Source organism: Thiopseudomonas acetoxidans (assembly GCF_030362935.1).
Classification (GTDB): Bacteria; Pseudomonadota; Gammaproteobacteria; order Pseudomonadales; family Pseudomonadaceae; genus Thiopseudomonas; species Thiopseudomonas acetoxidans.
In genome coordinates this window covers 92,424-119,044 of sequence record NZ_JAUCDY010000002.1, presented here as the reverse complement: position 1 = coordinate 119,044, position 26,621 = coordinate 92,424, and the positions used below count along the sequence as shown (strand labels likewise).

25 protein-coding genes are annotated in these 26,621 nt (G+C 47.8%); 20 read left to right on the top strand and 5 right to left on the bottom strand.

The features are described from left to right. Positions 1-2 precede the first annotated feature (2 nt). The 13 genes from QEZ41_RS02590 to QEZ41_RS02530 all read left to right on the top strand — a co-directional run bounded on the left by QEZ41_RS02590 (position 3) and on the right by QEZ41_RS02530 (position 12,981). A complete protein-coding gene (locus QEZ41_RS02590) occupies positions 3-947 on the top strand; it encodes a MucB/RseB C-terminal domain-containing protein (RefSeq protein WP_289409824.1) in 945 nt (314 codons plus the stop codon). A 5-nt stretch (positions 948-952) separates the two neighbouring features. After that, complete coding sequence (locus QEZ41_RS02585) at positions 953-1,399, top strand: SoxR reducing system RseC family protein (RefSeq protein WP_289409823.1); 447 nt, start codon at positions 953-955, stop codon at positions 1,397-1,399. Between the two features lie 68 nt (positions 1,400-1,467). Continuing rightward, the gene (locus QEZ41_RS02580) at positions 1,468-2,904 is read left to right on the top strand and encodes a DegQ family serine endoprotease (protein ID WP_289409822.1); all 1,437 of its coding nucleotides are present in this window, start codon (positions 1,468-1,470) and stop codon (positions 2,902-2,904) included. 251 nt (positions 2,905-3,155) lie between these two features. Beyond that, positions 3,156-4,955 (top strand): translation elongation factor 4, encoded by a 1,800-nt coding sequence (gene lepA, locus QEZ41_RS02575; RefSeq protein WP_289409821.1) that lies wholly within the window; start codon positions 3,156-3,158, stop codon positions 4,953-4,955. A 4-nt stretch (positions 4,956-4,959) separates the two neighbouring features. Then, a complete protein-coding gene (gene lepB, locus QEZ41_RS02570; protein WP_289409820.1) occupies positions 4,960-5,814 on the top strand; it encodes a signal peptidase I in 855 nt (284 codons plus the stop codon). 88 nt (positions 5,815-5,902) lie between these two features. Then, positions 5,903-6,286 (top strand): DUF4845 domain-containing protein, encoded by a 384-nt coding sequence (locus tag QEZ41_RS02565; RefSeq protein WP_289409819.1) that lies wholly within the window; start codon positions 5,903-5,905, stop codon positions 6,284-6,286. Beyond that, positions 6,283-6,972: a ribonuclease III gene (gene rnc / locus QEZ41_RS02560; protein ID WP_289409818.1), complete on the top strand. Its 690-nt coding sequence runs from the start codon at positions 6,283-6,285 to the stop codon at positions 6,970-6,972. Before QEZ41_RS02565 ends, rnc begins: the two co-directional genes overlap by 4 nt. Beyond that, entirely contained in the window at positions 6,959-7,873 is a 915-nt protein-coding gene (gene era / locus QEZ41_RS02555; protein WP_289409817.1) for a GTPase Era, read from the top strand. Before rnc ends, era begins: the two co-directional genes overlap by 14 nt. A 16-nt stretch (positions 7,874-7,889) precedes the next feature. After that, entirely contained in the window at positions 7,890-8,576 is a 687-nt protein-coding gene (gene recO / locus QEZ41_RS02550; protein WP_289409816.1) for a DNA repair protein RecO, read from the top strand. Then, a complete protein-coding gene (pdxJ, locus tag QEZ41_RS02545) occupies positions 8,573-9,316 on the top strand; it encodes a pyridoxine 5'-phosphate synthase (protein ID WP_289409815.1) in 744 nt (247 codons plus the stop codon). The genes recO and pdxJ overlap by 4 nt, the downstream gene beginning before the upstream one ends. A gap of 261 nt (positions 9,317-9,577) precedes the next feature. Next, positions 9,578-11,713, top strand: a complete 2,136-nt coding sequence (locus QEZ41_RS02540; protein WP_289409814.1) for an adenosylcobalamin-dependent ribonucleoside-diphosphate reductase — start codon at positions 9,578-9,580, stop codon at positions 11,711-11,713. A 15-nt stretch (positions 11,714-11,728) separates the two neighbouring features. Continuing rightward, a complete protein-coding gene (locus tag QEZ41_RS02535; protein WP_289409813.1) occupies positions 11,729-12,424 on the top strand; it encodes a TSCPD domain-containing protein in 696 nt (231 codons plus the stop codon). A gap of 164 nt (positions 12,425-12,588) precedes the next feature. Then, entirely contained in the window at positions 12,589-12,981 is a 393-nt protein-coding gene (locus QEZ41_RS02530) for a hypothetical protein (protein ID WP_289409812.1), read from the top strand. Positions 12,982-13,070: 89 nt separating this feature from the next. Here QEZ41_RS02530 and QEZ41_RS02525 read toward each other — a convergent pair whose 3' ends face one another. The 3 genes from QEZ41_RS02525 to leuA form a co-directional block, all read right to left on the bottom strand. Continuing rightward, positions 13,071-14,459 carry a class II fumarate hydratase gene (locus tag QEZ41_RS02525; RefSeq protein ID WP_289409811.1) on the bottom strand — a complete coding sequence of 463 codons (1,389 nt, stop codon included), beginning with the start codon at positions 14,457-14,459 and terminating at the stop codon, positions 13,071-13,073. A 10-nt stretch (positions 14,460-14,469) separates the two neighbouring features. After that, a complete protein-coding gene (locus QEZ41_RS02520; protein ID WP_289409810.1) occupies positions 14,470-14,646 on the bottom strand; it encodes a DUF2897 family protein in 177 nt (58 codons plus the stop codon). 177 nt (positions 14,647-14,823) lie between these two features. Continuing rightward, positions 14,824-16,476, bottom strand: coding sequence for a 2-isopropylmalate synthase (gene leuA / locus QEZ41_RS02515; protein WP_289409809.1), 1,653 nt, complete (start codon positions 16,474-16,476; stop codon positions 14,824-14,826). A 254-nt stretch (positions 16,477-16,730) separates the two neighbouring features. On the opposite strand from leuA, the gene QEZ41_RS02510 reads away from it, so the two are divergent. Both QEZ41_RS02510 and QEZ41_RS02505 read left to right on the top strand, forming a co-directional pair. Next, positions 16,731-17,165 carry a DUF2946 domain-containing protein gene (locus tag QEZ41_RS02510; RefSeq protein WP_289409808.1) on the top strand — a complete coding sequence of 145 codons (435 nt, stop codon included), beginning with the start codon at positions 16,731-16,733 and terminating at the stop codon, positions 17,163-17,165. Between the two features lie 88 nt (positions 17,166-17,253). Continuing rightward, entirely contained in the window at positions 17,254-19,374 is a 2,121-nt protein-coding gene (locus QEZ41_RS02505; RefSeq protein ID WP_289409807.1) for a TonB-dependent copper receptor, read from the top strand. Positions 19,375-19,617: 243 nt separating this feature from the next. On the opposite strand, the gene QEZ41_RS02500 is transcribed toward QEZ41_RS02505, so the two are convergent. Together QEZ41_RS02500 and xseA are read right to left on the bottom strand one after the other, a co-directional pair. Then, positions 19,618-20,868: a mechanosensitive ion channel family protein gene (locus tag QEZ41_RS02500; protein ID WP_289409806.1), complete on the bottom strand. Its 1,251-nt coding sequence runs from the start codon at positions 20,866-20,868 to the stop codon at positions 19,618-19,620. 27 nt (positions 20,869-20,895) lie between these two features. Further along, positions 20,896-22,236: an exodeoxyribonuclease VII large subunit gene (xseA, locus tag QEZ41_RS02495; RefSeq protein ID WP_289409805.1), complete on the bottom strand. Its 1,341-nt coding sequence runs from the start codon at positions 22,234-22,236 to the stop codon at positions 20,896-20,898. Positions 22,237-22,677: 441 nt separating this feature from the next. Here xseA and rpsB point away from each other — a divergent pair, with 441 nt between their 5' ends. The 5 genes from rpsB to uppS all read left to right on the top strand — a co-directional run bounded on the left by rpsB (position 22,678) and on the right by uppS (position 26,620). Further along, entirely contained in the window at positions 22,678-23,421 is a 744-nt protein-coding gene (gene rpsB, locus QEZ41_RS02490) for a 30S ribosomal protein S2 (RefSeq protein ID WP_289409804.1), read from the top strand. Positions 23,422-23,532: 111 nt separating this feature from the next. Next, positions 23,533-24,402, top strand: a complete 870-nt coding sequence (tsf, locus tag QEZ41_RS02485; protein ID WP_289409803.1) for a translation elongation factor Ts — start codon at positions 23,533-23,535, stop codon at positions 24,400-24,402. Positions 24,403-24,561: 159 nt separating this feature from the next. Then, a complete protein-coding gene (gene pyrH, locus QEZ41_RS02480; protein WP_289409802.1) occupies positions 24,562-25,308 on the top strand; it encodes a UMP kinase in 747 nt (248 codons plus the stop codon). Continuing rightward, on the top strand, positions 25,301-25,858 hold the full coding sequence (frr, locus tag QEZ41_RS02475) for a ribosome recycling factor (protein ID WP_289409801.1): 558 nt from the start codon (positions 25,301-25,303) through the stop codon (positions 25,856-25,858). Before pyrH ends, frr begins: the two co-directional genes overlap by 8 nt. A gap of 12 nt (positions 25,859-25,870) precedes the next feature. Further along, positions 25,871-26,620, top strand: coding sequence for a polyprenyl diphosphate synthase (uppS, locus tag QEZ41_RS02470; RefSeq protein WP_289409800.1), 750 nt, complete (start codon positions 25,871-25,873; stop codon positions 26,618-26,620). The last annotated feature ends 1 nt before the right edge of the window (position 26,621 follow it).

Here is a 26,621-nt window from a genome sequence, read left to right as displayed (position 1 = left end):
CTATGCGCTATAGTTTTGCCTGGTTGATGGTAGGCTGGTTGTTTTCAGCGAGCTCTGCCACAGCCCAAGATGCACAAGAAGTGCTTAAACAGTTGCGTGATGCACAACAGAGAAGCTATCAGGGCAGCTTTATCTATGAGCGCAAGGATGTTTTCTCAACCCACCGTATGTGGCGCTATGTTGATAAGGAAGGGCAACAACAAGAGCGGTTTTTGCAGCTCAATGGTCCGCGGCTTGAGATGTTAAAAGTCGATAGGCAGGTAAAGTGCGTTGTGCATCCAAACCTAGATGAGCCGTTCTTAACCCAAGACTGGCCCGGCCAAAATTTAAACTGGCAAGACTTATCCCGGTGGTATTCAATGCAGCTGCTAGGTCACACACGGGTTGCCGATCGCGCCACCTTGGCTGTTTTATTTGCACCACTTGATGCTCATAGGTATCCCTTGGAAGTGCATATGGATGCGCAGACAGGCGTGCCGTTAAAATCATTGCTTTTAAATGAGCATGGCCAATTGTTGGAGCGTTTTCAGTTTGTTGAATACTCAGTTGATGAGCCCGATGCGCAAGATTTGCTTATTGAGCAGCCTTGCTTAGAGCCTTTACCGTTGGATGCTGATGAGGCTGAGAAGTTAGCTTGGCACTGGCAGTTAGGTTGGCTACCTGAAGGCTATCAGGCGGTGCATCAGGCAAGTCAAAACTGGAAAATCAACCACAAACAAGTCAGCAACCAAAGCTACTCGGATGGTTTGGCGCAGTTCAGTGTGTTTGTAGAGCCTTTGTTGGAACAAGATGTGGCTGCAGCACGTTTACAGTTGGGTCCAACGGCGGTGGTAACACGACGCTTGGATACGGAGCGGGGGCCGTACATGATTACGGTTCTTGGTGAGGTGCCTGCCGGAACTGCTGAGCGACTGGCGTTGTCCGTCCGTATTCAACAGCAGGATTAGCGACGATGTTAGAAGAGCGTGGACAAGTAATCGCCGTAGAGCAAGGCGCGGTGCGCGTGCGCGTGAACCGGCAGTCGGCCTGCGGTAGCTGTCAGGCCAAAGTCGCTTGTGGGCAAGGATTAATGCAAGCAATGCAATCTGAATACTGTCATGAGGTTAGGGCTATAACCGATTTGCATTTGCAAGAAGGCGATTTTGTGGTGCTTGGTGTTAGCGAAGACTTATTGCTGCGTAGCGCTTTGATGGTGTATTTATTACCTTTGTTAGCCTTAATTGCTGGCGCTGTTCTGGGCCAACAAATAGGCTTAACCGAGGGCTGGAGTATTTTTCTGGCAGGCGTGACGTTTGCTGCAAGTGGTGTTTATTTGTATCGTTTTAATATGCGCAATACAAATAATACAGACCTGATGCCAGTAGTTTTGCGTGCAGAGTTTGCGGTGCAGCAAAATTAGGGTCTAGGTTAGAGTCGTTTATTTATCTGCTAAAACAGTTAATTAATAAGTAGTTGGAGAAAGAGATTATGCGCAAAGCAAAATCAGTATTAATCGGCCTCTGTGCAAGCATTGTTTTTCTATGCAGCTTCGCTGTGCATGCCCAGTTACCAGACTTTACTGAATTGGTTGAGCGGGCGTCACCGGCTGTGGTTAATATCAGTACAAGGAAAAAAATCGAGCAAGAGCGGGTCTATGGTGGTCGTGATACTTTTATGTTTCCCGAGTTAGAAGGTTTACCCCCCATTTTTCGTGATTTCTTCGAGCATTCGTTTCCTGCGCCACGCTCACCTGGAAAATCACCTAGAAGACAGCAGCAAGCGCAGTCTTTAGGTTCTGGTTTTATTATTTCTGCAGATGGTTATATTTTAACCAATAACCATGTGATTGAAGGCGCAGATGAAATTATCGTGCGCCTGTCGGACCGTAGTGAATTAGTAGCGAAACTGGTCGGTGCCGATCCGCGTACTGATGTAGCGTTACTGAAGGTTAAAGGCAAAGACCTGCCCACTTTGAAAATGGGGCAGTCCAAGCAGCTTAAAGTGGGTGAGTGGGTGTTGGCTATAGGCTCGCCCTTTGGTTTTGACCATTCGGTGACCGCCGGCATTGTTTCGGCCAAAGGGCGTAACTTGCCTAATGAAAACTATGTGCCTTTTATTCAGACCGATGTAGCGATTAATCCAGGTAACTCCGGTGGTCCGCTGTTTAATATGAAGGGTGAAGTGGTGGGGATTAACTCGCAAATCTTTACCCGTTCCGGTGGGTTTATGGGTTTGTCCTTTGCCATTCCTATGGAAGTGGCTATGGATGTGGCAGAGCAACTAAAGAAAAGCGGGCGTGTTGAGCGCGGTTGGTTAGGTGTCATTATTCAGGAAGTGAATAAAGATCTAGCAGAATCTTTTGGTTTGGAAAAACCTGCAGGAGCATTAGTAGCGCAGGTGTTAGATAATAGCCCAGCCGCCAAAGGAGGTCTGCAGGTAGGTGATGTAATTTTGTCGATGAATGGACAGCCTGTAGTGATGTCCGCTGATTTGCCGCATTTAATTGGTGCGTTAAAGCCTGGCGCCACAGCACGCTTGGAAGTGATGCGTGAAGGTGCAAGGAAAAACGTGCAGGTTAAAGTTGGGGCAGCGCCCGGTGAAGGAGACGAACAAACTGTTGTCGGACAGTCATCAAGTAAGGGTACTAGCAATAGATTAGGCATCACCGTGGCTGATTTAACCGATGAACAGAAAAAAGCCATTGATCTGCAAAGCGGTGTAGTGATTCAAGAAGTCAAAGAGGGGCCGGCAGCCATGATAGGTTTGCGCCCAGGAGATGTTATAACGCACTTAGATAATCAAGTAATTGATTCCGCGAAAACCTTTGTCAAGGTGATGGATAAATTACCCAAAGAACGCTCTTTATCGATGCGTGTCTTACGCCAAGGACGAGCAAGCTTCATTACCTTTAAGTTGAACCGCTAAAAGAGTTCATATGGCCTAACAATAGGTAGACAATAGGTAGTAAGCAGTGAGTGACGTATCTGCAACGCAATGAGCGACGGTGGCTCTGTGTTTGCAGATGCGTTACCCATCCATCAAAAATAACAGGTGTAATAGCTCAAACACAGCTGGCTTATTTTCTTTAAAGATGACGGGTAGGCACTAGATCAGGTAAACTCACGGGCTATTTTGCCGGCACTCAGTTGGCGAGTTCAATTTTAGAGTGAAGTTCTGTGAGCGACCTGAGTCATATTCGTAATTTTTCTATTATTGCCCATATCGACCATGGTAAATCTACCTTGGCGGATCGATTCATTCAGCTTTGCGGCGGCCTTGCTGAGCGCGAAATGGAGTCTCGTGTGTTGGACTCTATGGATTTAGAGCGCGAACGAGGAATCACCATTAAAGCCCATAGCGTGACGTTGAACTATACGGCGCGCGATGGAAAAACCTACCAGCTAAACTTTATCGACACCCCCGGTCATGTTGACTTTACCTATGAAGTCAGCCGTTCGTTAGCCGCTTGCGAAGGTGCTTTGTTAGTAGTGGATGCGGGGCAGGGTGTTGAAGCCCAATCGGTAGCTAACTGCTATACCGCCATCGAACAGGGGCTGGAAGTGATGCCCGTGCTCAATAAAATCGATTTGCCGCAGGCAGAGCCCGAGCGAGTACAGGAAGAAATTGAAAACGTCATTGGCATTGATGCTACGGATGCCGTGCAATGCAGCGCAAAAACAGGTTTGGGCGTTGAGGATGTGATTGAACGTCTAGTCGTTCAAATCCCGCCACCGGTGGGTGAGGTTGATGCACCACTGCAAGCACTTATTATTGACTCTTGGTTTGATAACTACCTTGGCGTAGTGTCCTTGGTGCGGGTTAAACACGGTGCGGTTAAAAAGGGCGATAAAATTCTGGTTAAATCCACCGGCAAAGTGCATCAGGTCGACAGCGTTGGCGTGTTTAACCCCAAACATACGCAAACGGCCGCTTTAAAAGCCGGAGAAGTAGGCTTTGTAATTGCTGGTATCAAAGAAATTCAGGGTGCGCCCGTTGGTGACACGCTGACCTTATCGAATACTCCTGAAGTTGAAATGCTGCCGGGCTTTAAGCGTATTAAACCGCAGGTGTATGCAGGATTATTCCCTGTCAGCTCTGATGATTTTGAAGATTTTCGTGATGCCCTAGAAAAACTCACCCTTAATGATGCGGCGCTGCAGTATGAGCCTGAGTCATCCGATGCGTTGGGTTTTGGTTTTCGTATTGGCTTTCTCGGCATGTTGCACATGGAAATTATTCAAGAGCGGCTAGAGCGTGAATACGACTTGGACTTGATCACTACTGCGCCTACTGTTGTCTTTGAAATTGTACAAAAAAACGGCGACGTAACCTATGTTGATAATCCGTCGCGCATGCCGGACCCTTCGCTTATCCAAGAAATGCGCGAACCCATTGTGCGTGCTACGATTTTAGTACCGCAAGAACATTTGGGTAGTGTGATTACCCTGTGTGTAGAAAAACGCGGTGTGCAGATTGATATGAAGTTTTTGGGGACTCAGGTTCAGGTTATTTACGAGCTGCCCATGAACGAAGTAGTACTGGATTTTTTTGATCGCTTAAAGTCGGTAAGCCGTGGTTATGCGTCATTGGAATATAGCTTTGACCGCTTCCAGGCTGCAAACCTGTCGCGCCTTGATATATTAATTAATAACGAAAAAGTGGATGCGTTAGCGCTCATTGTGCACCGGGATCAGGCTGCTAGTAAGGGGCGATTACTGACCGAGAAGATGAAAGATCTGATTCCGCGACAAATGTACGATGTGGCGATTCAGGCGGCAATTGGCGGTCAAATCATTGCCCGTACCACAGTCAAAGCGCTACGCAAAAACGTATTGGCTAAGTGCTACGGTGGCGACATCAGTCGAAAGAAAAAACTACTGGAAAAACAAAAAGCAGGTAAAAAACGTATGAAGCAGGTGGGTAACGTAGAAATCCCGCAAGAAGCGTTTTTAGCTGTATTGAGAGTGGATGACTAATTATATGAGCTTAAATTTCCCGCTTATTTTAGTTATTGCTGTGTTCGTTTCTGGGGTGGTGGCGCTGATTGATGTTGTTTGGCTGGCGCCTAAGCGTCGTCAGGCGGTAACAGCGTATAAACAGCAAGTAGGCACCACCGCCAATCAAGAGGTGGTTGAGCAGTTATCTAAAGCGCCCTTGCTTGCCGAATATGGCCGTTCTTTGTTTCCTGTATTGGCTATTGTGTTGGTGTTGCGCTCATTTTTATTTGAGCCGTTTCAGATTCCTTCAGGCTCTATGATTCCAACCTTGGTAGAGGGCGACTTTATTTTAGTGAATAAATTTGCCTATGGAATTCGCTTGCCAGCAGCGGATATCAAGGTGATGGATGTCGGCACCCCGCAACGCGGCGATGTGATGGTGTTTAAGTACCCCGAAGATCCACGAATTAATTATATTAAACGTGTGATTGGTTTACCCGGCGACACGATTAGGTACACCAGCGACAAAAGGATTTTTGTTAATGGACAGCTCGTACCGCAAAAGCTATTGCGCGAAGAGCCTGGCAGTTTGGGTAGCGCACACATTTTTTCTGAGCAGCTGGGTGATAACGCATATCAAATTCGTAAAATGCGCCGTACCCGTACAGAACCAACGCGCGAATGGGTGGTGCCGGAAGGACACTACTTTACCATGGGTGATAACCGAGACAATTCCAGAGACAGTCGTTATTGGGATGCGCCACATATTGCACCCGAGCTGCAGGGTATGGTTCCGGATGAGTATGTAGTGGGTAAGGCATCGCTAATTTGGGTAACCTGGCCATCACCAAAATTGAGCAAGCTGCCGCATTTTGAGCGTGTTGGTTTAATCAAGTAAGGGGTAAACTAGCACTGGCCGAATATCCGGCAACTTACATGCTTGTCGTTAGAATTCAACTTTGCTAGTTTTGTATATGGAGATAAATATGAGATTTTCGCGTTCGCAACAAGGCATGTCGCCTCTGAGTGGGTTGGTAATTATTATTCTGGTGGGCTTTATAGCCACTATCGCGTTTAAAATTATTCCGCATTATATTGATAATAAAGCACTGACTAAGATTATCACCGCCGTGGAAACCGATGCAGCTACAGCCAGTAGAGTGAATAGTCCAGCTGATTTTTATGCACATATCAGCAAAGGCATGCAAATCAATGCTATCAATGACATCAGACCGCAAGATGCAGTGAAGATAAGCTTGGAAAATAATGAGTTTTTAGTGCAGGTAAACTATGAAAAGCGAGAGCCTGTGATAAAAAATATCGATTTGGTGGTTAAATTTGAAAAAGAATATCGCGTGCGTGCCCGGTGAGTAATGCAATAACACGCTTGCAGGCTAGGCTGGGATATAGCTTCAAGGACACTGGCCTGCTCACATTAGCGTTAACCCATCGCAGTTTTTCGGGGCGCAACAATGAGCGCCTTGAGTTTTTAGGTGATGCGGTACTTAATTTTATTGCTGGCGAGGCGCTGTTTCAGCATTTCCCGCAGGCCAAGGAAGGGCAGTTATCGCGTTTGCGGGCACGTTTAGTTAAGGGCGAGACCTTGGCCGTTTTGGCGCGCGGATTTGATTTGGGTGAGTACCTACGTCTAGGTTCAGGTGAGCTGAAAAGCGGTGGTTTTCGCCGTGAATCTATCCTTGCTGACGCAACAGAAGCCATTATTGGTGCTATCTATCTTGATGCTGGACTGGAAGCTGCGCGTGAGCGTGTTTTGGCTTGGCTTGAGCAAGAGTTTGCGACGTTAACCCTAGTAGATACCAATAAAGATTCAAAAACTCGACTGCAAGAATTTTTACAATCCCGTGGCTGCGACCTGCCGAACTATGAAGTAGTAGATATTCAGGGTGAGCCGCACTGTCGAGTGTTCTTCGTTGATTGCGAAGTTAAGCTACTCGACGAAAAAACCAAAGGCAGCGGTGCGAGTCGTCGCATTGCTGAACAAGTAGCCGCTGCCGCTGCGCTGGCAGCCTTAGGAATTGAAAATGGCCATGACTGAAACTGAACAGCAAACAAGCCGCTGCGGCTATGTGGCCGTTGTTGGGCGACCCAACGTGGGTAAGTCCACCTTAATTAACCATATCTTGGGACAAAAGCTGGCTATTACTTCACGTAAGCCGCAAACCACCCGTCACAATATGCTGGGCATCAAAACAGAAGGCGCCGTTCAAGCGCTCTATATTGATACCCCAGGTATGCATCTTGGCGCGGAAACAGCGCTGAACCGCTATATGAATCGTACTGCAGGGCAGGCATTAAGAGATATTGATGTCTGTGTGTTTGTTGTCGATCGGATGCGCTGGACCGAAGAAGATGAATTGGTGTATGAGCGGATTAAAACGCTTACGTGCCCTCTTATTATTGCGGTTAATAAAACCGATCGCTTAGAAGATAAAAAGCAGATGTTGGCGCATCTACAGTGGTTGAACGATAAAATGCCGCACGCAGAAATCGTACCTATTTCGGCATTGCACACACAAAATATCGACACCCTTGAGCGTGTGATTGGTCAGATGCTGCCAGAAAATGAGCATTTTTATCCTGAAGATCAAATAACCGACCGTTCCAGTCGTTTTCTGGCGGCGGAATTGGTGCGGGAAAAAATTATGCGTCAGCTGGGTGCTGAGCTCCCTTACCAGATCACGGTTGAGGTGGAAGAGTTTAAGCAGCAGGGACGCATTTTGCATATTCACGCGCTGATTTTAGTTGAACGTGATGGGCAGAAAAAAATTATTATTGGTGAAAAAGGCGAGCGCATTAAACTGATTGGACAGGAAGCGCGCAAAGATATGGAAGTGCTATTTGACACCAAAATAATGCTCAACCTTTGGGTTAAGGTGAAGAAAGGTTGGTCTGACGATGAGCGAGCATTGCGTTCATTAGGTTATCAAGACAGTTAATCGGCATCTTCAGGCTATGCAAAGTCCTGCGTATATTCTGCATACTCGGCCTTATAAAGAATCCAGCGCACTGGTTGATCTGTTTACACCAGAAGGACGCATGCGTGCGGTTTTAAGAAGCGCGCGCAGCAAAAAAGGCAGCTTAGCCAGACCCTTTATTTTATTGGATATAGAACTTAAAGGTCGCTCCGAACTTAAAACACTGGCACGGCTGGAATCCGGCGGGCAGTTTCATTTATTGCAAGGTGAGCGTCTATTCTGTGCGCTGTATTTAAATGAACTGTTGATGCGCATGTTGCCTTTGGCCGATGCGCAGCCCGTTGTTTTTCAACATTATGAAATAACCTTGCAGGCATTGGCTCAAGAGCACGCGCTAGAGCCGTTGCTGCGCACCTTTGAATGGCGTTTGCTGGAACAGCTGGGTTATGGGTTTTCCTTAACGCACGACATTCAAGAAATGCCTATTGATATGCGATACTGGTACGCTTTACAGCCCGATGCTGGCTTTGAGCGTTTGAGTCGCGTTTTGCCCGGGGCTTTTTTTGGTGCTGATTTACATAATCTAGCGGCGACACAATGGCAGCAGCCAGAGGTGTTACAAGCGGCAAAGCGGTTGATGCGCCAAGCGCTGGCACCGCATTTGGGTCAACGCCCGTTAATGAGCCGCGAACTTTTTCTTACGCAAAAGGAGCTTTCTTCATGAATTTAAAACAACGTATTTTGCTCGGTGTAAATATCGACCATATCGCCACGGTGCGCCAAGCTCGCGGCGGCCAAGCTCCTGACCCAATTACAGCAGCTTTGTTGGTTGAGCAGGCTGGAGCAGACGGCATTACCATTCATTTACGCGAAGATCGCCGTCATATTCAAGACCGAGATGTCCACATGCTGCGTGAAGTGATGACCACCCCAATGAATTTTGAGATGGGTGTCACTGAAGAGATGCTGAAAATTGTTGAGAAAGTGCGTCCAGAGCATGTCTGTCTTGTGCCGGAAACGCGCGAAGAGTTAACCACTGAAGGCGGTTTGGATGTGTTAGGTCAAGAGGCGCGCATCAGCGAAGCCGTGGAGCGTTTGCAAAAAAACGGTTGCGAGGTATCCATCTTTCTGGATGCAGATAATGCGCAAATTCAGGCGGCTAAACGCGTTGGAGCGACCACCATTGAGTTGCATACTGGGCATTACGCAAAGGCTAAAGATGCTAAACAACTGGCAGTGGAGCTAGAAAAAATACAGAAAGCTACATCCTTTGCTCTGAAACAGGGATTAACTGTAAACGCAGGTCATGGACTGAATTACCAGAATGTCGAAGCCATTGCTGCGATTCCCGGTATCAACGAATTGAATATCGGCCACGCCATAGTTGCGCACGCGCTATTTGTTGGTATCGGCCAAGCGGTTACAGAGATGAAAGCTTTGATGCTTGCTGCATCGCGTCGCTAAATCTAGCGCAGGGTTGAAAGTCAGAGCCAACCTACCTTTCCGATAAACGGCATACCCGGCAACACCTAGTGTTGCCGGCATTCACAAGCCGACCATAATTTGAATCAAGAAATCCTTTCGTATCTAGCTTGATAAGCACAATATATGGTGTAGCATCGCTATCAATATACTATAGGTTGTGTTTTGCGATTTGCTTATGAGGCCTCTGGAAGTGCTTTTCAGGGGCTTTTTGCCGCAGAACAGATTGTTTAGGAGTTCATCATGATTCAAGCAAGTGCAGCAGTTACCCACGCTTCATCTCAGACGGATATTAATTTACAGCCCGCTTCGCAAGATATTTGGGATGCGAAATACCGCCTGAAAACCAAGGATGGCTGCGGCATTGATGCCAATATTGACGAAACCTACCAAAGGGTGGCACGGGCGTTGGCAGAGATTGAATTGCCTGAGCAGCGTGAGCACTGGTATGAGCAGTTTTTATGGGCGCTTTATCGTGGTGCTATCCCAGCTGGACGCATTATTTCCAATGCCGGAGCAACAGCCTACAAGCCAGCCACTTCCACCATTAACTGTACGGTTTCTGGAGTGGTTGGCGACTCAATGAACGATATTTTAAGCAAATTGCATGAAGCAGGCTTAACGCTAAAAGCCGGTTGTGGTATCGGCTATGAGTTTTCTACACTCAGACCCAAGGGTGCTTATGTTTCTGGCGCTGGTGCTTACACTTCTGGGCCGCTGTCGTTTATGGATATCTACGACAAAATGTGCTTTACCGTCTCCTCTGCAGGTGGCCGCCGCGGTGCGCAAATGGCGACCTTTGATGTCGGCCACCCTGATGTGTTGGACTTTATCCGTGCCAAACGTGAAGATGGTCGTTTGCGCCAATTTAACCTGTCGCTACTGATTACTCGGGAGTTTATGCAGGCCGTACAAGAGGATAGTGATTGGGCGCTGGCCTTTCCACTGAGTCCAGCGGAATTAGAAACCGATAAGCTGGATGTAAATGACACCAGCCAAGTGATTTGGCGCTATTGGCCCACCACTGAAAAATACATTACCCGTGAAGATGGCATGGTGGCGTGTCGTGTGTATCGCACCCTGAAAGCACGGCGGATTTGGGACTCCATTATGGCGTCCACTTATGATTTTGCCGAGCCCGGTTTTATTCTTATTGACCGGGTGAATGAGTTTAATAACAACTGGTTCTGTGAAGAAATTCGCGCCACAAATCCTTGCGGCGAACAACCCTTGCCTCCTTACGGTGCTTGCTTGCTGGGTTCGATTAATCTGACCCGTTTTGTGCGTCAGCCTTTTACCGAGCAAGCCAGTTTTGACTGGGATGAATACCGTAAGGTGGTGAATATCTTTACCCGCATGCTCGATAATGTGGTGGAGATTAATGGCTTGCCGTTGCCTGAACAGCGTGCAGAAATTATGCGTAAACGCCGCCATGGCATGGGTTTTCTTGGCTTGGGTTCAACCATCTGTATGTTGCGTATGAAATATGGCGATCCGCAGTCACTGCTGTTTACTGAGCGAGTGGCCAAAGAAATGGCGCTGGAAGGCTGGCGAGCGGGATTGCAGCTGGGGCAGGAAAAAGGTGTTGCACCGCTCATGGACGAGGTGTTTACTGTGACTGGTGCAATGCTAGCCAAGCGACCAGAAATGAAGAAGGATGGATATAAAATAGGCGAGCAAGTTACCGGCAAAGTACTGTGGGCCAAATACAGTCGTTATATGCAACAGGTCGCAGCTGAAGAGCCTGAGTTGGTCGAGGCGCTGGCTGAGCAGGGTGGGCGTTTTACCCATCACAGCTCGATTGCCCCCACTGGCACGATTTCTTTGTCGCTGGCTAATAATGCCTCCAATGGCATTGAACCGAGTTTTGCCCATCACTATTTTCGCAATATTATTCGTGAAGGCAAGAAGTCCAAAGAGAAAGTAGATGTGTTCAGCTACGAGTTGCTAGCGTACCGCACACTCATTGACCCGCAGGCGCAGACGAATAATCTGCCTGACTATTTTATTAGCGCCGATGAAGTCAGTCCGATTCAGCATGTGGACGTGCAAGCCGCAGCACAGAAGTGGATTGACTCCTCAATTTCGAAAACGGCCAACGTGCCCACGGATTATCCATATCAGGACTTCAAGGATATTTATCTGTATGCCTATCAGCAGGGCTTAAAGGGTTGCACCACGTTCCGTTTTAACCCAGCAGCATTTCAGGGCGTTTTGGTAAAAGAGGAGGATTTAGCAAGTAGCATCTATAGGTTCAAACTGGCAGATGGTTCTAATGTTGAAGTTAAAGGTGATGAGCAGATTGAGTATGACGGTGAAATGCATAGCGCCGCCAACCTTTACGAGGCTTTGAAAGAAGGTTATTACGGCAAATTTTAAGCAGAGGAAACAATAATGACGATTAAAATTGATGAGAAAATAGTTGGCTATGAAGTGGTTAAAGCTAATGAAAAAGTACAGCCTGCTGCCGCACCTGAACCAAAGTTTGTTGAAATGCACGAGAAAGTTAAGCGCCCTGAGCTGCTGGTAGGGTCGACCTATAAAATCAAAACGCCCAATTCTGAGCATGCGTTCTATATCACGATTAACGATATTATTTTGAATCAGGGCAGTGAGCATGAGCAGCGCCGTCCGTTCGAGATTTTTATTAACTCAAAAAACATGGAGCATTATCAATGGATTGCCGCATTAACTCTGATTATTTCAGCGGTGTTTCGCAAGGGCGGCGATTGTACGTTTTTGGTAGAAGAGCTGAAAAGTGTATTTGATCCCAAAGGCGGATACTTTAAACAGGGAGGGCAGTGGATGCCTTCTTTGGTGGCTGAGATAGGCGATGTGCTTGAGCGCCACCTTAAATTTATCGGCTTAATGGACAGTGGTTTGGATGAGCATCAGCAGCGGTTTATTGCGCAGAAAAAAGCTGAATTTGAGCAACTGGCTGCAGCAAAGCAAGCAGCGGCTAATTGTGATGACAGTACAGAGAAATACCCAGCTGGTGCGCAGCTATGCAGTAAATGTCATACACAAGCGGCTGTGCAAATGGATGGTTGTTTAACTTGCTTGGCTTGTGGTGATAGTAAGTGTGGTTAGACTCTGTGGCATGCAACGTTGGGAAGCTGTAAAAATAGAGATGCTAAGCCTGTTGATTAAGTTGAACAATTGGAACGTTTTGCAGTCATATTCGCAATGAGATTTGATTTTTTTTACCAAATCTTACTGCGTATAACCCGCATGAATTATTGTCTGGAGATACCATGAAAAAAACATTACTAGCTTCCCTAATTGTTTCTGCATCCTTACTGGCAGGCTGTGGTGATCAAGAACCCAGCAAGACGGCGCAGCCTAAAAAACAGGAATCCAGCGTGGTTGAAAAAGTGAAGGAGTCAACACATAGCGCCGCTGAAGCGACCAAAGATGCCGTTAAAGCGACTGATAAAAAAATTGGCGAAGTAGTGGATGCTACTGCGGAAAAATTGGGCGAAGCTAAAGATACAGTGGTAGAAAAATCTGCAGAGTTGAAGGATGCAACTGTAGAGAAAACAAAAGCCGCTAAAGAAGCAGTGAGCGAAAAATGGGATGATGTCAAGGACGCCACCAAAGAAGCTGCTGAAGACGTTAAGGAATGGGCTGAAGAAAAGAAAAAGTAATGCGTTAGTTGCTATTTTTGATTATGTCCGCTTGTTGTAATAAAAAAAGCCGCACACTTAGGTTGCGGCTTTTTTTATACGCTCAGAAGTTATTCAGGTTGCAACATATCCTCTGGGCGCACCCATTGGCTGAATTGCTCGTCGGTGACCAGACCTAAGTCCAGCGCCGCTTGGCGTAGGGTTTGATTGTCTTCGTAGGCTTTTTTAGCGATTTTAGCCGCATTATCGTAGCCGATATGCCGATTAAGTGCGGTAACTAGCATTAGGCCGTTTTCTAAGTGAGCGGCCATTTGTTGCTCGTTGGCAGTCATACCTGCAATGCACTGTTTTTGGAAGTTGACGCAACCGTCGGCCAGTAGTTCGATGGACTCCAGTAGATTATGCACAATAACGGGCTTAAATACGTTGAGCTGTAAATGACCTTGGCTAGCCGCAATGCTAATGGTGGTGTCGTTGCCTATTACCTGACAGGCCAGCATTGATAAGGCTTCGCATTGGGTTGGGTTTACTTTTCCCGGCATAATCGAGCTGCCCGGCTCGTTCGCGGGTAAGTGCACCTCAGCCAAGCCGGCGCGTGGGCCAGAGCCCAGCAAGCGTAAGTCATTGGCCAGCTTCATCAGGGTGACTGCTAGGGTTTTTATAGCACCTGATAAGGTTACTAGCGGTTCATGTCCGGCCAGTGCGGCAAATTTATTCGGCGCGCTACGTAAAGGCAACTCTGTCAATTGTGCTAATTCTTTTGCAATGGCCTCGGCAAAACCTGGGCTAGAGTTTAAGCCTGTGCCTACCGCTGTGCCGCCTTGTGCCAGTTCGCAAACAGCAGGTAGGCTGTTGTCGATGGCCGTCTGTGCATAATCCAGCTGGGCAACAAACGCAGAAAGTTCCTGCCCAAAGGTGACTGGCGTAGCATCCATCATGTGTGTGCGACCCGTTTTCACCAGTTTTTCATAACGCTTTGCTTGTTGGTCGATACCGTCACGTAGGGTTTTAATGGCGGGTGTTAGGTGCAGGGTAACAGCTTGCAGTACGGCAATATGCATGGCCGTGGGAAAGCAGTCATTGGAACTTTGTGCACGGTTGACGTGATCGTTAGGGTGTACCGGTGATTTACCCCCGCGTGTTTGCCCTGAAATTTCATTGGCGCGCCCAGCAATCACCTCGTTGACGTTCATGTTGGTTTGCGTGCCGCTACCGGTTTGCCAGACGGTGAGCGGAAAATGCTGATCCAATTCGCCAGCAATCACCTCATCGGCGGCTTGTTCAATCAGTTGAGCAATGTCGGTCGGCAGCTCGCCCAGATTTGCATTGACGCGCGCGGCTGCTTTTTTGATGTGTGCAAGTGCGTGCACCACGGCCAGTGGCATGGGTTGGTGGCCAATGGCGAAGTTTTCTTTTGAGCGCTGGGTTTGTGCGCCCCAATATGCTTTGCTTGGTACTTCTATAGCACCCATGCTGTCGGTTTCAGTGCGTGTGGACATGATGCGGCTCCTATAGGTCTGAATTTCCGGCGCGTTCTTTGGCGGCTAGCTCAGCGTTACGTTGTTGCATGCGTTCTAACTTTTCAGGATCGATGGGCATTTTGTCTGCGGTATCTCGTAACAGTAATAAACTGCTAATAACCGTAGCAAAAACAGCTGTGATGAGTGACCAGATATACCAAGGCATGTCAGTACCTATCAGTTGAAATGAAGTTGCTAAGTTAGACTAGCAGTCTGACAGCAGGTTCTACAAGACACAAACGCGGGCATCAATGCCCGCGCTACCAGCCGGTCAGTCCGGTTCGCGCAAAAGTTGCGCTCCAACAAAGCTCGTTACGTTTGTAGATACTCTGTTTAAGCGTTGCTACGCAGTTAGCGAGCGGTTAAGCGCGCTAAACAGCGCTTTGATACTCGCTGTGGTGATATTGCCGTCGATGCCCACACCATAGACCGCTTTATTACCGCCTTGGCGCAATTGAACGTAGGCAGCAGCTTGAGCTTGGCTGCCATTGCCGATGGCGTGCTCGTAGTAGTCCATGATGTCCACATCAAGAGCTAAGCTACTAACCACAGCCTCTAAAGGCCCTTTCCCTTGACCATTCAGAGTGTGCAGGTTGTTATCGAACAGTACGTCTATAACAACATCGGTTAGTCCATCGCTTTCTTGTAAACGGTGGCCTTGGTAATGATAGGGGCTATTAGCCGTTAGGTATTCCTGCTGCAAAATTTGATAGATTTTTGTAGCAGGAACCTCAAGTCCAGTACGATCGGTTTCTGCCTTAATGACCTGGCTGAACTCAATCTGCATGCGTCTTGGCATGTTTATGCCGTATTCTTGCTCTAGCAAATAAGTCACGCCACCTTTTCCTGACTGGCTATTAACGCGAATAACCGCTTCATAACTACGACCAATATCAGCTGGGTCGATGGGTAAATAGGGCACTTCCCAAGGCGCGTCGGCTTGCTGCTGGGCGAAGCCTTTGCGAATGGCGTCTTGATGCGAACCGGAAAACGCTGTGTGCACCAAATCACCTACATAAGGATGGCGCGGGTGTACCGGCAGCTGGTTGCACTCTTCGACGACTTTACGAATGCTGTCGATATCTGAAAAGTCGAGCTGCGGGTTAATGCCGTGGGTGTAGAGATTTAACGCCATGGTGACCAAGTCCACGTTGCCGGTGCGCTCACCATTGCCAAACAAACAGCCTTCCACGCGATCCGCTCCGGCTAACAAGCCCAGTTCACTGGCAGCGATACCGGTGCCGCGGTCGTTGTGGGTGTGCAGGCTGATAATAACGTTGTCACGGTGATTGATATGGCGGCCAAAGTACTCGATCTGATCGGCGTACACGTTAGGTGTGCTCACCTCAACGGTTGCAGGCAGATTAAGAATGACTTTGTGCGAGGGCGTGGGCTCTAAAATCTCCAGCACCGCATTGCAGACGCCCACTGCAAAATCGGGTTCAGTCGCACTAAAGGTTTCCGGTGAATACTCAAAACGCCAGTCTGTCTCTGGGTACTGCGCAGCGTATTTTTTTAACAACTGCGCTGCATGGACAGCCAAGGCTTTGGCACCTTCTTTGTCCTGTTTAAAAACGATTTTTCTAAAGGCTGGCGAGGTGGCGTTGTACACATGCACAATGGCTTTTTTAGCGCCCTGCAAGGATTCAAACGTGCGTGCAATCAAGTCTTCCCGTGCTTGGGTTAACACCTGAATAGTGGTGTCTTCAGGAATGTGATTGCCTTCGATTAGCATGCGTACAAAATCAAAGTCAGTTTGCGAGGCAGAAGGGAACGCGACTTCAATTTCTTTAATGCCTATAGCGACCAGCGTTTTAAAGAATTTAAATTTTTTCTCAGGGCTCATTGGTTCGATGAGCGATTGATTGCCATCGCGCAAATCCGAACTACACCAAATGGGCGCTTGAGTAAGCGTTTTGTTGGGCCAAGTGCGGTCAGGTAAGTTTAACACTGGATAAGCGCGGTATTTGCTGGCTGGACTGTCTAGCATGCTCATAGGTTGTGCCTTGATTGAATTGCAATAAAATTGGCTTTGGTAAAGCCTTGGTTGCTTAGAATTTAAATATAGTTTTGTTTGATTGCAACAAAATTATAATAATTGGCAGAAATAACTTTTGTGGCGGGTGTTTTCTTTCTTTCTTGCGCAAAGTTAACTTATTTCGAAATTAAATTTCTGGCGGCATTGTGACGCAAGTGCATCTGCGCTAATTTATGTACCATTAAAAGGCAGCAAATTTTAAGGGAAATACTTTGCTTACTTCTGCGCGACCTAGATTAGCGTTTTGGCTCAGCTGTTTTGCTGTGCTGATGATGCACTTAGGCCCCTTGATTTCAGGGGCGCAGAGTCTTTTGTCGCAAGAAAACGCTCACGAGCTTCAGTTGGTCGCCCCGTCGCACCAGTCGATGACGCACCACGAACAGCATGCTGATACTGAACATGATATGGACCATCATGCGCTGATGGGTCATATGAACAATCCCTCTTTGCCGCAGTGGGTTAACGACCTGATGATGTGCGGCTATTGTGATTTACTGACCTTCAGTCCAGGTTTGGTTTTGCAGCTTGTTTTTGCGCTACCCCCTAGGGCCGCGCAACCTGCTGTCATAGAGCTGGTTTCACTGGATGTTTACCAGTCTTGCTTACAGGCGCATGCTGCACCGCGCGCTCCCCCTATTTTCGCCTAAATTATTTGAAAAAGTGAATTAGCTAATTGCTGCACGCTGATACCTAGCGTGCAGCAGCTGGTTGTTTAAAAAGCTTTTAGGTGAATTTATGCAAAATATTTCTATAACTAAGCAGCCGCTTGCGTGGGCTGTAGCTATGGCGGTGGCCGGTATTTCCATTTCTTCGCTAGCGCAGGCTGAAGATGCTCAACAACTTAAGCTACCTACTGCGGTGGTGACTGGTGTTGCTCAGCAGTCCCCCGGTGTGGTGGTGACTGATACCAAGCAGCCACGTCAGCCTGTTCCGGCCAGTGATGGTGCGGACTATTTAAAAACTATTCCGGGTTTCTCTGCTATCCGTAGTGGCGGTGTCAACAGCGACCCTGTGTTCCGCGGCATGTTTGGTTCACGTTTAAAACTGCTAACCAATGGCGGGGAGATGCTCGGTGCCTGTCCAAGCCGTATGGACTCACCCAGCTCCTATATCAGTCCAGAAACCTACGATAAATTAACCGTGATCAAAGGGCCGCAAACCGTGCAGTGGGGACCGGGTAACTCAGCGGCGACCATCTTGTTTGAACGCTCGCCAGAGCAGTTTTCAGAGCCGGGCATGCGTGTAGATGGCAGTGTGTTGGTGGGTTCACACCGCCGTTTTGACCGTAACCTTGATGCGGCAATCGGCAATAGTCTGGGCTATGTACGTTTGATGGCGAACGCGTCCAAAGCGCATGACTATAATGATGGCGACGGTGACCGTGTACCTTCGCGCTGGAATAAATGGAATTCCGATGTGGCGCTAGGTTGGACGCCTACCGAAGATACCTTGCTGGAGTTAACCGTGGGTGGTGGTGATGGCGAATCACGCTATGCCGGTCGCGGTATGGATGGCACCCAGTTTGAGCGCGAAAGTGTAGCGCTGCGCTTTAAGCAGGAAAATATCACCGATACTTGGCAAGCACTGGAAGCGCAGCTGTACTACAACTACGCTGACCATATTATGGATAACTATAAGTTGCGTACAACACCGGCAACGGCAATGCCGATGGCTACCCAGCTTGACACCCGTACTACAGGTGGTCGGATTAAAGGAACTTGGCAGTGGGATAATTTTGAGTTGGTTACCGGTGCTGATGGATTAACCAGTGAGCATAGATTACGCGCTCGTGTTGGTGATTCAATGATGATGGGTAAAACACACTCAAATATGGTTAAGGATGCTGAATTTAAGCAGTGGGGTGTTTTTGGTGAGCTGAGTTGGGCGCTGACCCAAACAGATCGTCTGATTAGCGGTTTGCGTGTAGATCGTCATAAGGTTGAGGACCATCGTGACTATCTTGCCATGCGACGCAGAATTCCAACCCTGACTGTTGCAACTTGTAAGGCTCCAGGTTGTATTGTTAATCCTACTGCCAACAAAACTAGAACTGAAACGCTGCCCAGCGGTTTTGTTCGTTATGAGAGTGACTTGCAGTCCATTCCAGCAACGACCTATATTGGCTTAGGCCATGCTCAGCGTATGCCGGATTATTGGGAGCTGTTCTCTGCGGGTGGCGCAAACGGTATGCCAAGTGGTACGCCGAGCGCATTTGCTGCCACTGATCCCGAAAAAACCACCCAGCTTGATTTTGGCATTCAGTATGCTCAGGGTCCGATAGAGCTGTGGGCGTCTGGATATGTTGGACGAATTAGCGATTACATGCTGTTTGAATACTGGACAGGACCTGCGCCAGCCAATATGGCCTTATCAAAAGTGCGTAACGTTAACGCGCGCATTATGGGGGCAGAAGTAGGTGGTGCACATCGTTTTGCGCCGGGCTGGAAAGCGGATGCTAGCCTTGCGTATGCCTACGGTAAGAACACCACTGATGGTCGCGCGTTACCACAAATGCCACCACTTGAAGGGCGTTTCTCTTTGGGCTATGAACAAGGTGATTGGAGTAGCGCTGCATTGTGGAGAGTAGTTGCCAAGCAAAGTCGCGTGGACGAAAATCGCGGTAACGTGACGGGTAAAGACTTTGGAGAAAGCTCAGGCTTTGGCGTGTTCTCGCTTAACAGCGCTTACCGCATTGATTCGAGTTGGAAAGTCAGCGCCGGTATCGACAACCTATTCAACAAGAAATACAGCGAACATCTTAACCTTGCTGGCAACGGTGCTTTTGACTTGCCAGCCAATACCCGCGTGTATGAAACCGGTCGTACCTGGTGGACGCGTGTGGATGTGAGCTTTTAACGGCTAAGTCTGTGTACTGACAGAGCAATGCGGGCATGCTAGCACTGTCAGTAACGGACACAGAGAAAGCGCTAATCGATTCCAACTCAGGCGGGGCAAGGGATGCCGGACAGCCGCGCTGAGTTTGGGGCTCGACTTGGCGCTTTTTTATTAGCATCGTACCGTGGGCGCTTGTGCCCACTAAAACACTAGTCACGCAAGAATTACGTTCCTACCGGTCCGTGCTCCAACAAAAAGCTGTTATTAGTTAGCCTTGGTATGACTAGTAGCTTGAACCAACGCAGCAAAGTCGCCGCCACTGGGGGTTTGATAAACGCGTAGACCAAATTCAGGCGCAATCGCTAGCAGATGGTCAAAAATATCGGACTGTATTCCTTCATAAGCCACCCACGCGGTGGTATTAGTAAAACAGTAAATCTCTAAGGGTAAACCCTCTGGCGTAGGGCTTAGCTGACGCACAATCAGCGTCATATTTTGATGCACACCCGGATGGTTGCGCAGGTAGCGCTCTACATAGGCACGGAAGGTGCCTATGTTGGTCATGCGCCGCGAATCCACTGTTTCACCTGCTTTAGCGCTCAGATAGCGCTCGTTCCATACGTTAAGTTCGTCGATTTTACTGTCAAAATAACCATACATGAGCTTGAACTTTTTCAGGTGTTCAATTTCGTCGGCGGTGAGGAAGTGGATACTTTGCTGGTCGATTAACACGCTTCTCTTGATACGGCGGCCGCCACTTTCTTGCATGCCGCGCCAGTTTTTAAATGAGCTGTTAATAAAACTTTTAATGGGCACACTGCTGATGGTTTTGTCCCAGTTCTGAATTTTTATCGTATGCAGAGCGATATCAATCACATCACCGTCAGCATTTTGCTGCGGCATTTCAATCCAGTCGCCCACACGAATCATATCGCCAGAGGATATTTGCACGCTGGCGACCAGTGATAACAAAGTGTCTTGGAAAATCAACATCAATACCGCTGCCATAGCTCCCAAACCGGAGAGCAGAATGAGCGGGGAGCGGTCAATAAGGGTGGCGATAATTAGGATGGTGGCAATGGCATACACAGCAATTTTAACCAGCTGTATATAGCCTTTGATTGGCTTTAGGTGCGCATCTTTGCGTTTGTTGTAGAGCATATTGGCAAAGTTAAGGGTCGCGCCAACGGCTAGTGCAATAGTTAAAACAATAAAGCCACTGGCGACGTTTTTGACTACTGAAACTAAGGCGTTTGGTAGGTTTGGCACGAATTGAATGCCGTGGGCAATGATGATGGCGGGCACAATGTTGGCTAGCCGTTTAGCAACACCAAAGTCTTCAGCGTGCTCGTGGGAAACCTGCTTAAGAATGCGGTAAAAAGCACGCAGAATAATTTTCTTAACAATAAAGTTGGCTACATAGGAAAAAAATAAAACTAAACCGGCTGATGCGAGGGTTTGGATGAGTGGATGTTGGGAAACCCATAGATTCCAAATTTCATATATGGACTGCATATGTAAACCTTTTTTTGTGATGTGAAACTAGAGTACTTGAACGAGTAGCTGGCCGTCAGCTAGGCGCGCTTGTAGTTGTTGCCCGGTGCGCACTTGTTGGCTACTGCGAATGACCTGCTGAGTTTCATCGCGCAGGATGCTGTAGCCTCTTTCTAAAGTAGCTAATGGACTGACCAAATGCAAAGCTTGCGCCATGCCTTTTAGCTTTTTTTGCTCAGTGTTGAGCAGCATTGCCATGTTTTTAGTCAGTGCTTGCTGCAGGTGGGTTAACCATTGCTGCTGTTGATTAAGCAGGGTTTGTGGGTGTTGTATTTGTAACCGAGCTTGCCACAACTGAACCTGTTGCTGATTACTTTGTAGTAACTGAGTGCATGCGCGGGTTAAACGCAATTCAAGTTCATCTAAACGCTGCATGCTTTGCTCGATACGCTGCTTGGGGTGACGTATGCGTGCGTTAAGACCATGTAATTGTTGATTTAGCGTCTTGAGTCGATCGCTTAGACGGCGTTGCAAGCGTTGCTGTAAATAATCGATTCTTTGTAGTAATGCTTGACGTTCCGGTGCTAATAACTCAGCAGCTGCGGTTGGCGTAGGTGCGCGCACATCAGCGACAAAGTCACTGATGCTGATATCTGTTTCATGACCAATGGCGCTTACTATAGGCGTGATGCTGTCAGCAATGGTGCGCGCTACTATTTCTTCGTTAAAACACCAAAGATCTTCTAATGAACCACCGCCACGAGCCAAAATAATGGCATCAAACTGTCCGCGATCGGCCAGTTTTAGTGCCTGTACAATCTGAGCGGTAGCTTCTTTGCCCTGCACTGCGGTGGGTACCTGAGTTAAGGCAATTTGTGGTGCGCGGCGTGCAAACACGCTGAGAATGTCTTGCCATACAGCGCCGGTCGGTGAGGTGACCACGGCGATGCGGCGAGGGTATTTTGGCAGGTCTTTTTTACGCTGCTGATCAAATAGGCCTTCTGCTAGAAGCTGTTGTTTAAGCGCTTCAAATGCAGCGCGCAATGCGCCTTCACCTGCAGCCTCTAGCTGTTCAACAATTAATTGGTAATCACCACGACCTTCATAAAGAGATACTCGGGCAGCCAATTTAACCAAGCTGCCGTTTTCAATTATTTGCCGCGTGCGGGCTGCATTCTGCCGAAAAAAAGCGCAGCGTATCTGAGCTTGTGCATCTTTAAGGGTGAAATAAAGGTGTCCAGAAGCTGGGCGGGCTAGGTTAGAAATTTCACCTTCTACCCAGATGCGTGGAAATACATCTTCCAACAGCTGACGCGCCCGCTGATTAAGCTGGCTGACTGTAAGGATTTCGGATGCTGGATTTGTGGGTCGCGAAGAAAGGTTTTGCATGAACATATAATACCTTAAGGCGCAATGCTATGCGAGACCGGCGCAACTCCTGTTGAGGGTGCAGCGCTTTGTGCCGGTACTGTGTGGGAGCGCAACTTTTGCGCGATGAAAAATTCCCCGGTAACACCTAAGCCAGAATTACAAACCACATCGCCCAGAAGCTGGGAACCAACAAGGGCGAGTCAGCTCAAATACTTGCCGGCAGTTTTATAAGAGTGCTGAATGGCCGGCTTTTATTACCCTTAAAGAACTGTAGCTCTAGCAAGTAATTTTATGTTTTTCTGGTCATTTAATGCTGGATATGCTATAAAACGCGCCGCTTTGTAGAAAATCTATAAAGTGAGTGAATCCACACACATATCGACACAGTTTTCTGGGTGCCTTCGGGTTGAGAGCTGGGATATGTGGAGGCCTAACCCAAACTTAATCTTAGGAATTACCATGACTCAAAACGTAAATATGCGCGATATGCTGCAAGCTGGTGTGCACTTCGGTCACCAAACCCGCTACTGGAACCCAAAAATGGGCAAATACATTTTTGGTGCGCGCAACAAGATTCATATTATTAACTTAGAAAAAACCCTGCCCATGTTCAAAGAAGCGCTAAGCTTTATCGAGCAGAAAGCATCGGGTAGAAACAAAATTCTATTTGTTGGCACCAAGCGTTCCGCCAGCAAACTTATCAGTGAGCAAGCAACACGTTGTGGCATGCCTTACGTAGACCACCGCTGGTTAGGTGGTATGTTGACTAACTACAAAACCATTCGTACTTCCATTAAGCGTTTGCGCGACCTAGAAGTTCAGGCGCAGGACGGCACCTTTGAGAAGCTGACCAAAAAAGAAGCCTTGATGCGTACGCGTGACCTAGAAAAGCTAGAGCGCAGCCTCGGTGGTATCAAAGACATGGGCGGTCTGCCTGACGTTATGTTTGTCGTTGACGTTGATCATGAGCGTATTGCTATCAGCGAAGCTAACAAGCTAGGTATTCCTGTTGTAGGTATTGTGGATACCAACAGCAGCCCTGAAGGTATCGATTACATCATCCCAGGTAACGATGATGCTATCCGTGCCGTTCAGTACTACTTGACCCAAGTAGCAGACACAGTCATTGGTGCCCGCAAAGGCAGCGCAACAACTGCAGAAGAGTTTGTTGAAGTTGCTGATGAAGGTGTTGCCGAAGCCTAATTCATAGGCTCTGTGCTGTTCGCAAAAAAGGGGGCTGTGTACCCCCTTTTTTTCAGATTAAAACTTCAGCTATCCGTGCTGGGGGTTATCCAAATTTATGAGGAATAAAAGATGACGCAAATCACTGCTGCTCTAGTTAAAGAACTACGCGAGCGTACCGGCCAAGGTATGATGGATTGTAAGAAAGCCTTGGAAGCTGCTGGTGGTGATATTGAAAAAGCTATTGACGATATGCGCGCAGCAGGTTCGATTAAGGCGGCTAAAAAAGCCGGTAATATCGCTGCTGAAGGCGCCATCTCGGTAAAAGTCGCTGATGACAATAAAACTGCAGTTATTATCGAGGTTAACTCACAAACAGACTTCTTAGCGATGCAGGACGATTTCAAGGGCTTCGTTGCTGAAAGTTTGGATGCAGCTTTTACTAAAGGTTATACCGATGCAGCGCCATTGATCGCAGAGCGTGAAACAGCACGTGAAGCTTTGGTGGTCAAAACCGGTGAGAACGTAAACATTCGTCGCTTAACGCGCGTTGAAGGTGATGTGTTAGGTGCCTACCTGCACGGCAACCGTATTGGTGCGGTAGTGGCGCTCAAGGGTGGCAATGCTGAGTTGGCGCGTGATATCGCTATGCATATCGCTGCAAGTAGCCCACAGGTAGTGAGTCCTGAGCAAGTCGATGAAGATGTAGTCGCTAAAGAAAAAGAAATCTTTATGCAGCTCAACGAAGACAAGATTAAAGGCAAGCCAGAAAACATTGTTGAGAATATGGTTAAAGGCCGTATTAACAAGTTCCTTTCTGAAATCAGCTTGGTGAGTCAGCCCTTCATTAAAGACCCAGATGTTACTGTAGGTAAGCTGGCTGAAAAGGCAGGCGCAGAGGTACTCAGCTTTGTTCGCTACGAAGTGGGTGAGGGTATTGAGCGTGCAGAAGAAGACTTTGCTGCTGAAGTTGCTGCACAGGTAGCCGCTTCTAAAAAGTAAGCACCAGCGTTGCTAGGTGATTTAAAAAAGGCTGCCCACATTGAATATGTGTGGCAGCTTTTTTTTAAGGAGCTTCTAAATAATTAACTAAACATTAACCTGCGTAGCCAGTTATTTAGAACTTCCTTATAATTGTGCGTAAATTCGAGGAGAAAAAGTATGACGCAGCCAGAAGCTGGTCGCCAACCGCGCTACAAACGTATTTTACTGAAGTTAAGCGGTGAGGCTTTAATGGGGTCTGAAAACTTTGGTATTGACCCAAAAGTACTAAACCGTATGGCTCTAGAAGTAGGTCAGCTCGTTGGCATTGGTGTCCAAGTAGGGCTGGTCATAGGCGGCGGTAACCTGTTCCGTGGTGCGGCTTTATCGGCTGTGGGAATGGATAGGGTGACTGGCGATCATATGGGCATGCTGGCTACCGTAATGAATGCACTAGCCATGCGTGATGCGTTGGAGCGCTCTAATATTCCTGCGTTGGTTATGTCGGCTATTTCTATGGTTGGGGTGACTGATCACTATGACCGCCGTAAAGCCATGGAGCATCTGAGAAAAGGGCAGGTGGTTATTTTCTCGGCTGGTACGGGTAACCCGTTTTTCACCACGGATTCTGCTGCCTGTTTACGTGGTATTGAAGTCAACGCGAATGTGGTTCTGAAGGCGACCAAAGTAGATGGCGTATACACTGCTGATCCCTTCAAAAACCCTGATGCGGAAAAATTTGATCGCCTAACCTATGATGAAGTGTTAGCGCGTCAGCTTGAGGTGATGGATTTAACGGCTATTTGCCTGTGCCGTGACCATAAAATGCCTTTGCGTGTATTTAATATGAATAAGCCGGGTGCTTTATTGAATGTGGTTTTAGGTGGAGCAGAAGGCACCCTGATTGAGGAAGTAGATAATGATTAATGAAATTAAGTCAGACGCACAGCAACGTATGCAAAAATCGACCGAATCTTTACAGCATGCATTTGCCAAAATTCGTACCGGTCGTGCTCACCCCAGTATTCTTGATGGGGTTATGGTCTCTTACTATGGCAGCGATACGCCACTGCGTCAGGTTGCTAACGTTGTTGCTGAAGATTCACGCACCTTGGCGTTGACGATCTTTGATCGCAGCATGATTCAGGCTGTTGAGAAAGCCATTATGCAAGCTGATTTGGGTCTAAACCCAGCAACAGCTGGAACCACGATCCGTGTACCTATGCCAGCGTTAACTGAAGAAACCCGCAAGGTTTACAGCCGCCAAGCGCGTCAAGAAGCAGAAAATGCTCGCGTTGCAGTGCGTAACGTGCGTCGTGATGCGTTGTCGCAAATTAAAGAACTAGTAAAAGAAAAAGAAATCAGCGAAGACGATGAGCGTCGTGCAGCTGATGAAGTGCAAAAGGTAACAGACAAGTTCATCGACGAAATAGATGCAATGCTGACGGCTAAAGAAGCCGATTTGATGGAAGTCTAGCGCGGAGCCAGCATGGTCAAGCAAAAAAGTGCGCAAGCAGCGGTGGTGCCAAGACATGTGGCCATTATTATGGATGGCAACAATCGCTGGGCGAAAAAACGCTTTTTGCCTGGCATCGCTGGCCATAAAGCCGGTGTTGATGCGGTACGCGCAGCAATAGAGGTGTGCGTTGAAGCAGGGGTTGAGGTGTTAACGCTGTTTGCGTTCTCAAGTGAAAATTGGCGGCGTCCCGAGGATGAAGTCAGTGCTTTGATGGAGCTATTTTTGCTATCCCTAAAGCGTGAAGTCAATAAGCTCGATAAAAACGGCATTTGCTTAAAAATCATCGGCGAGCGCACCCGTTTTCATGCCGAGCTACAAAAAGAAATTGAACAAGCTGAACAGCGCACGGCTGATAATTGTAAATTCACCCTGCAAATTGCAGCCAACTACGGAGGGCGCTGGGATATTACCCAGGCCGCACGTCAAATAGCTTTGCAGTTACAGCAAGGGCATTTACAACTAAGTGAAATTAATGAGGAGCTGCTTAGTCAGCATCTGGCTACAGGTCGAGCTGGAGAGCCAGACTTGTTGATTCGCACAGGTGGCGAGCATCGAATTAGTAATTTTTTGCTATGGCAGCTTGCCTACACTGAACTTTATTTCTCGGACTTATTCTGGCCTGACTTTAAGCATCAAGCTATGCGCGATGCCTTAGAAGACTTTGCTTTGCGGCAACGTCGATTTGGTAAAACCAGCGATCAGATTGCAGCGGAGCATTAAT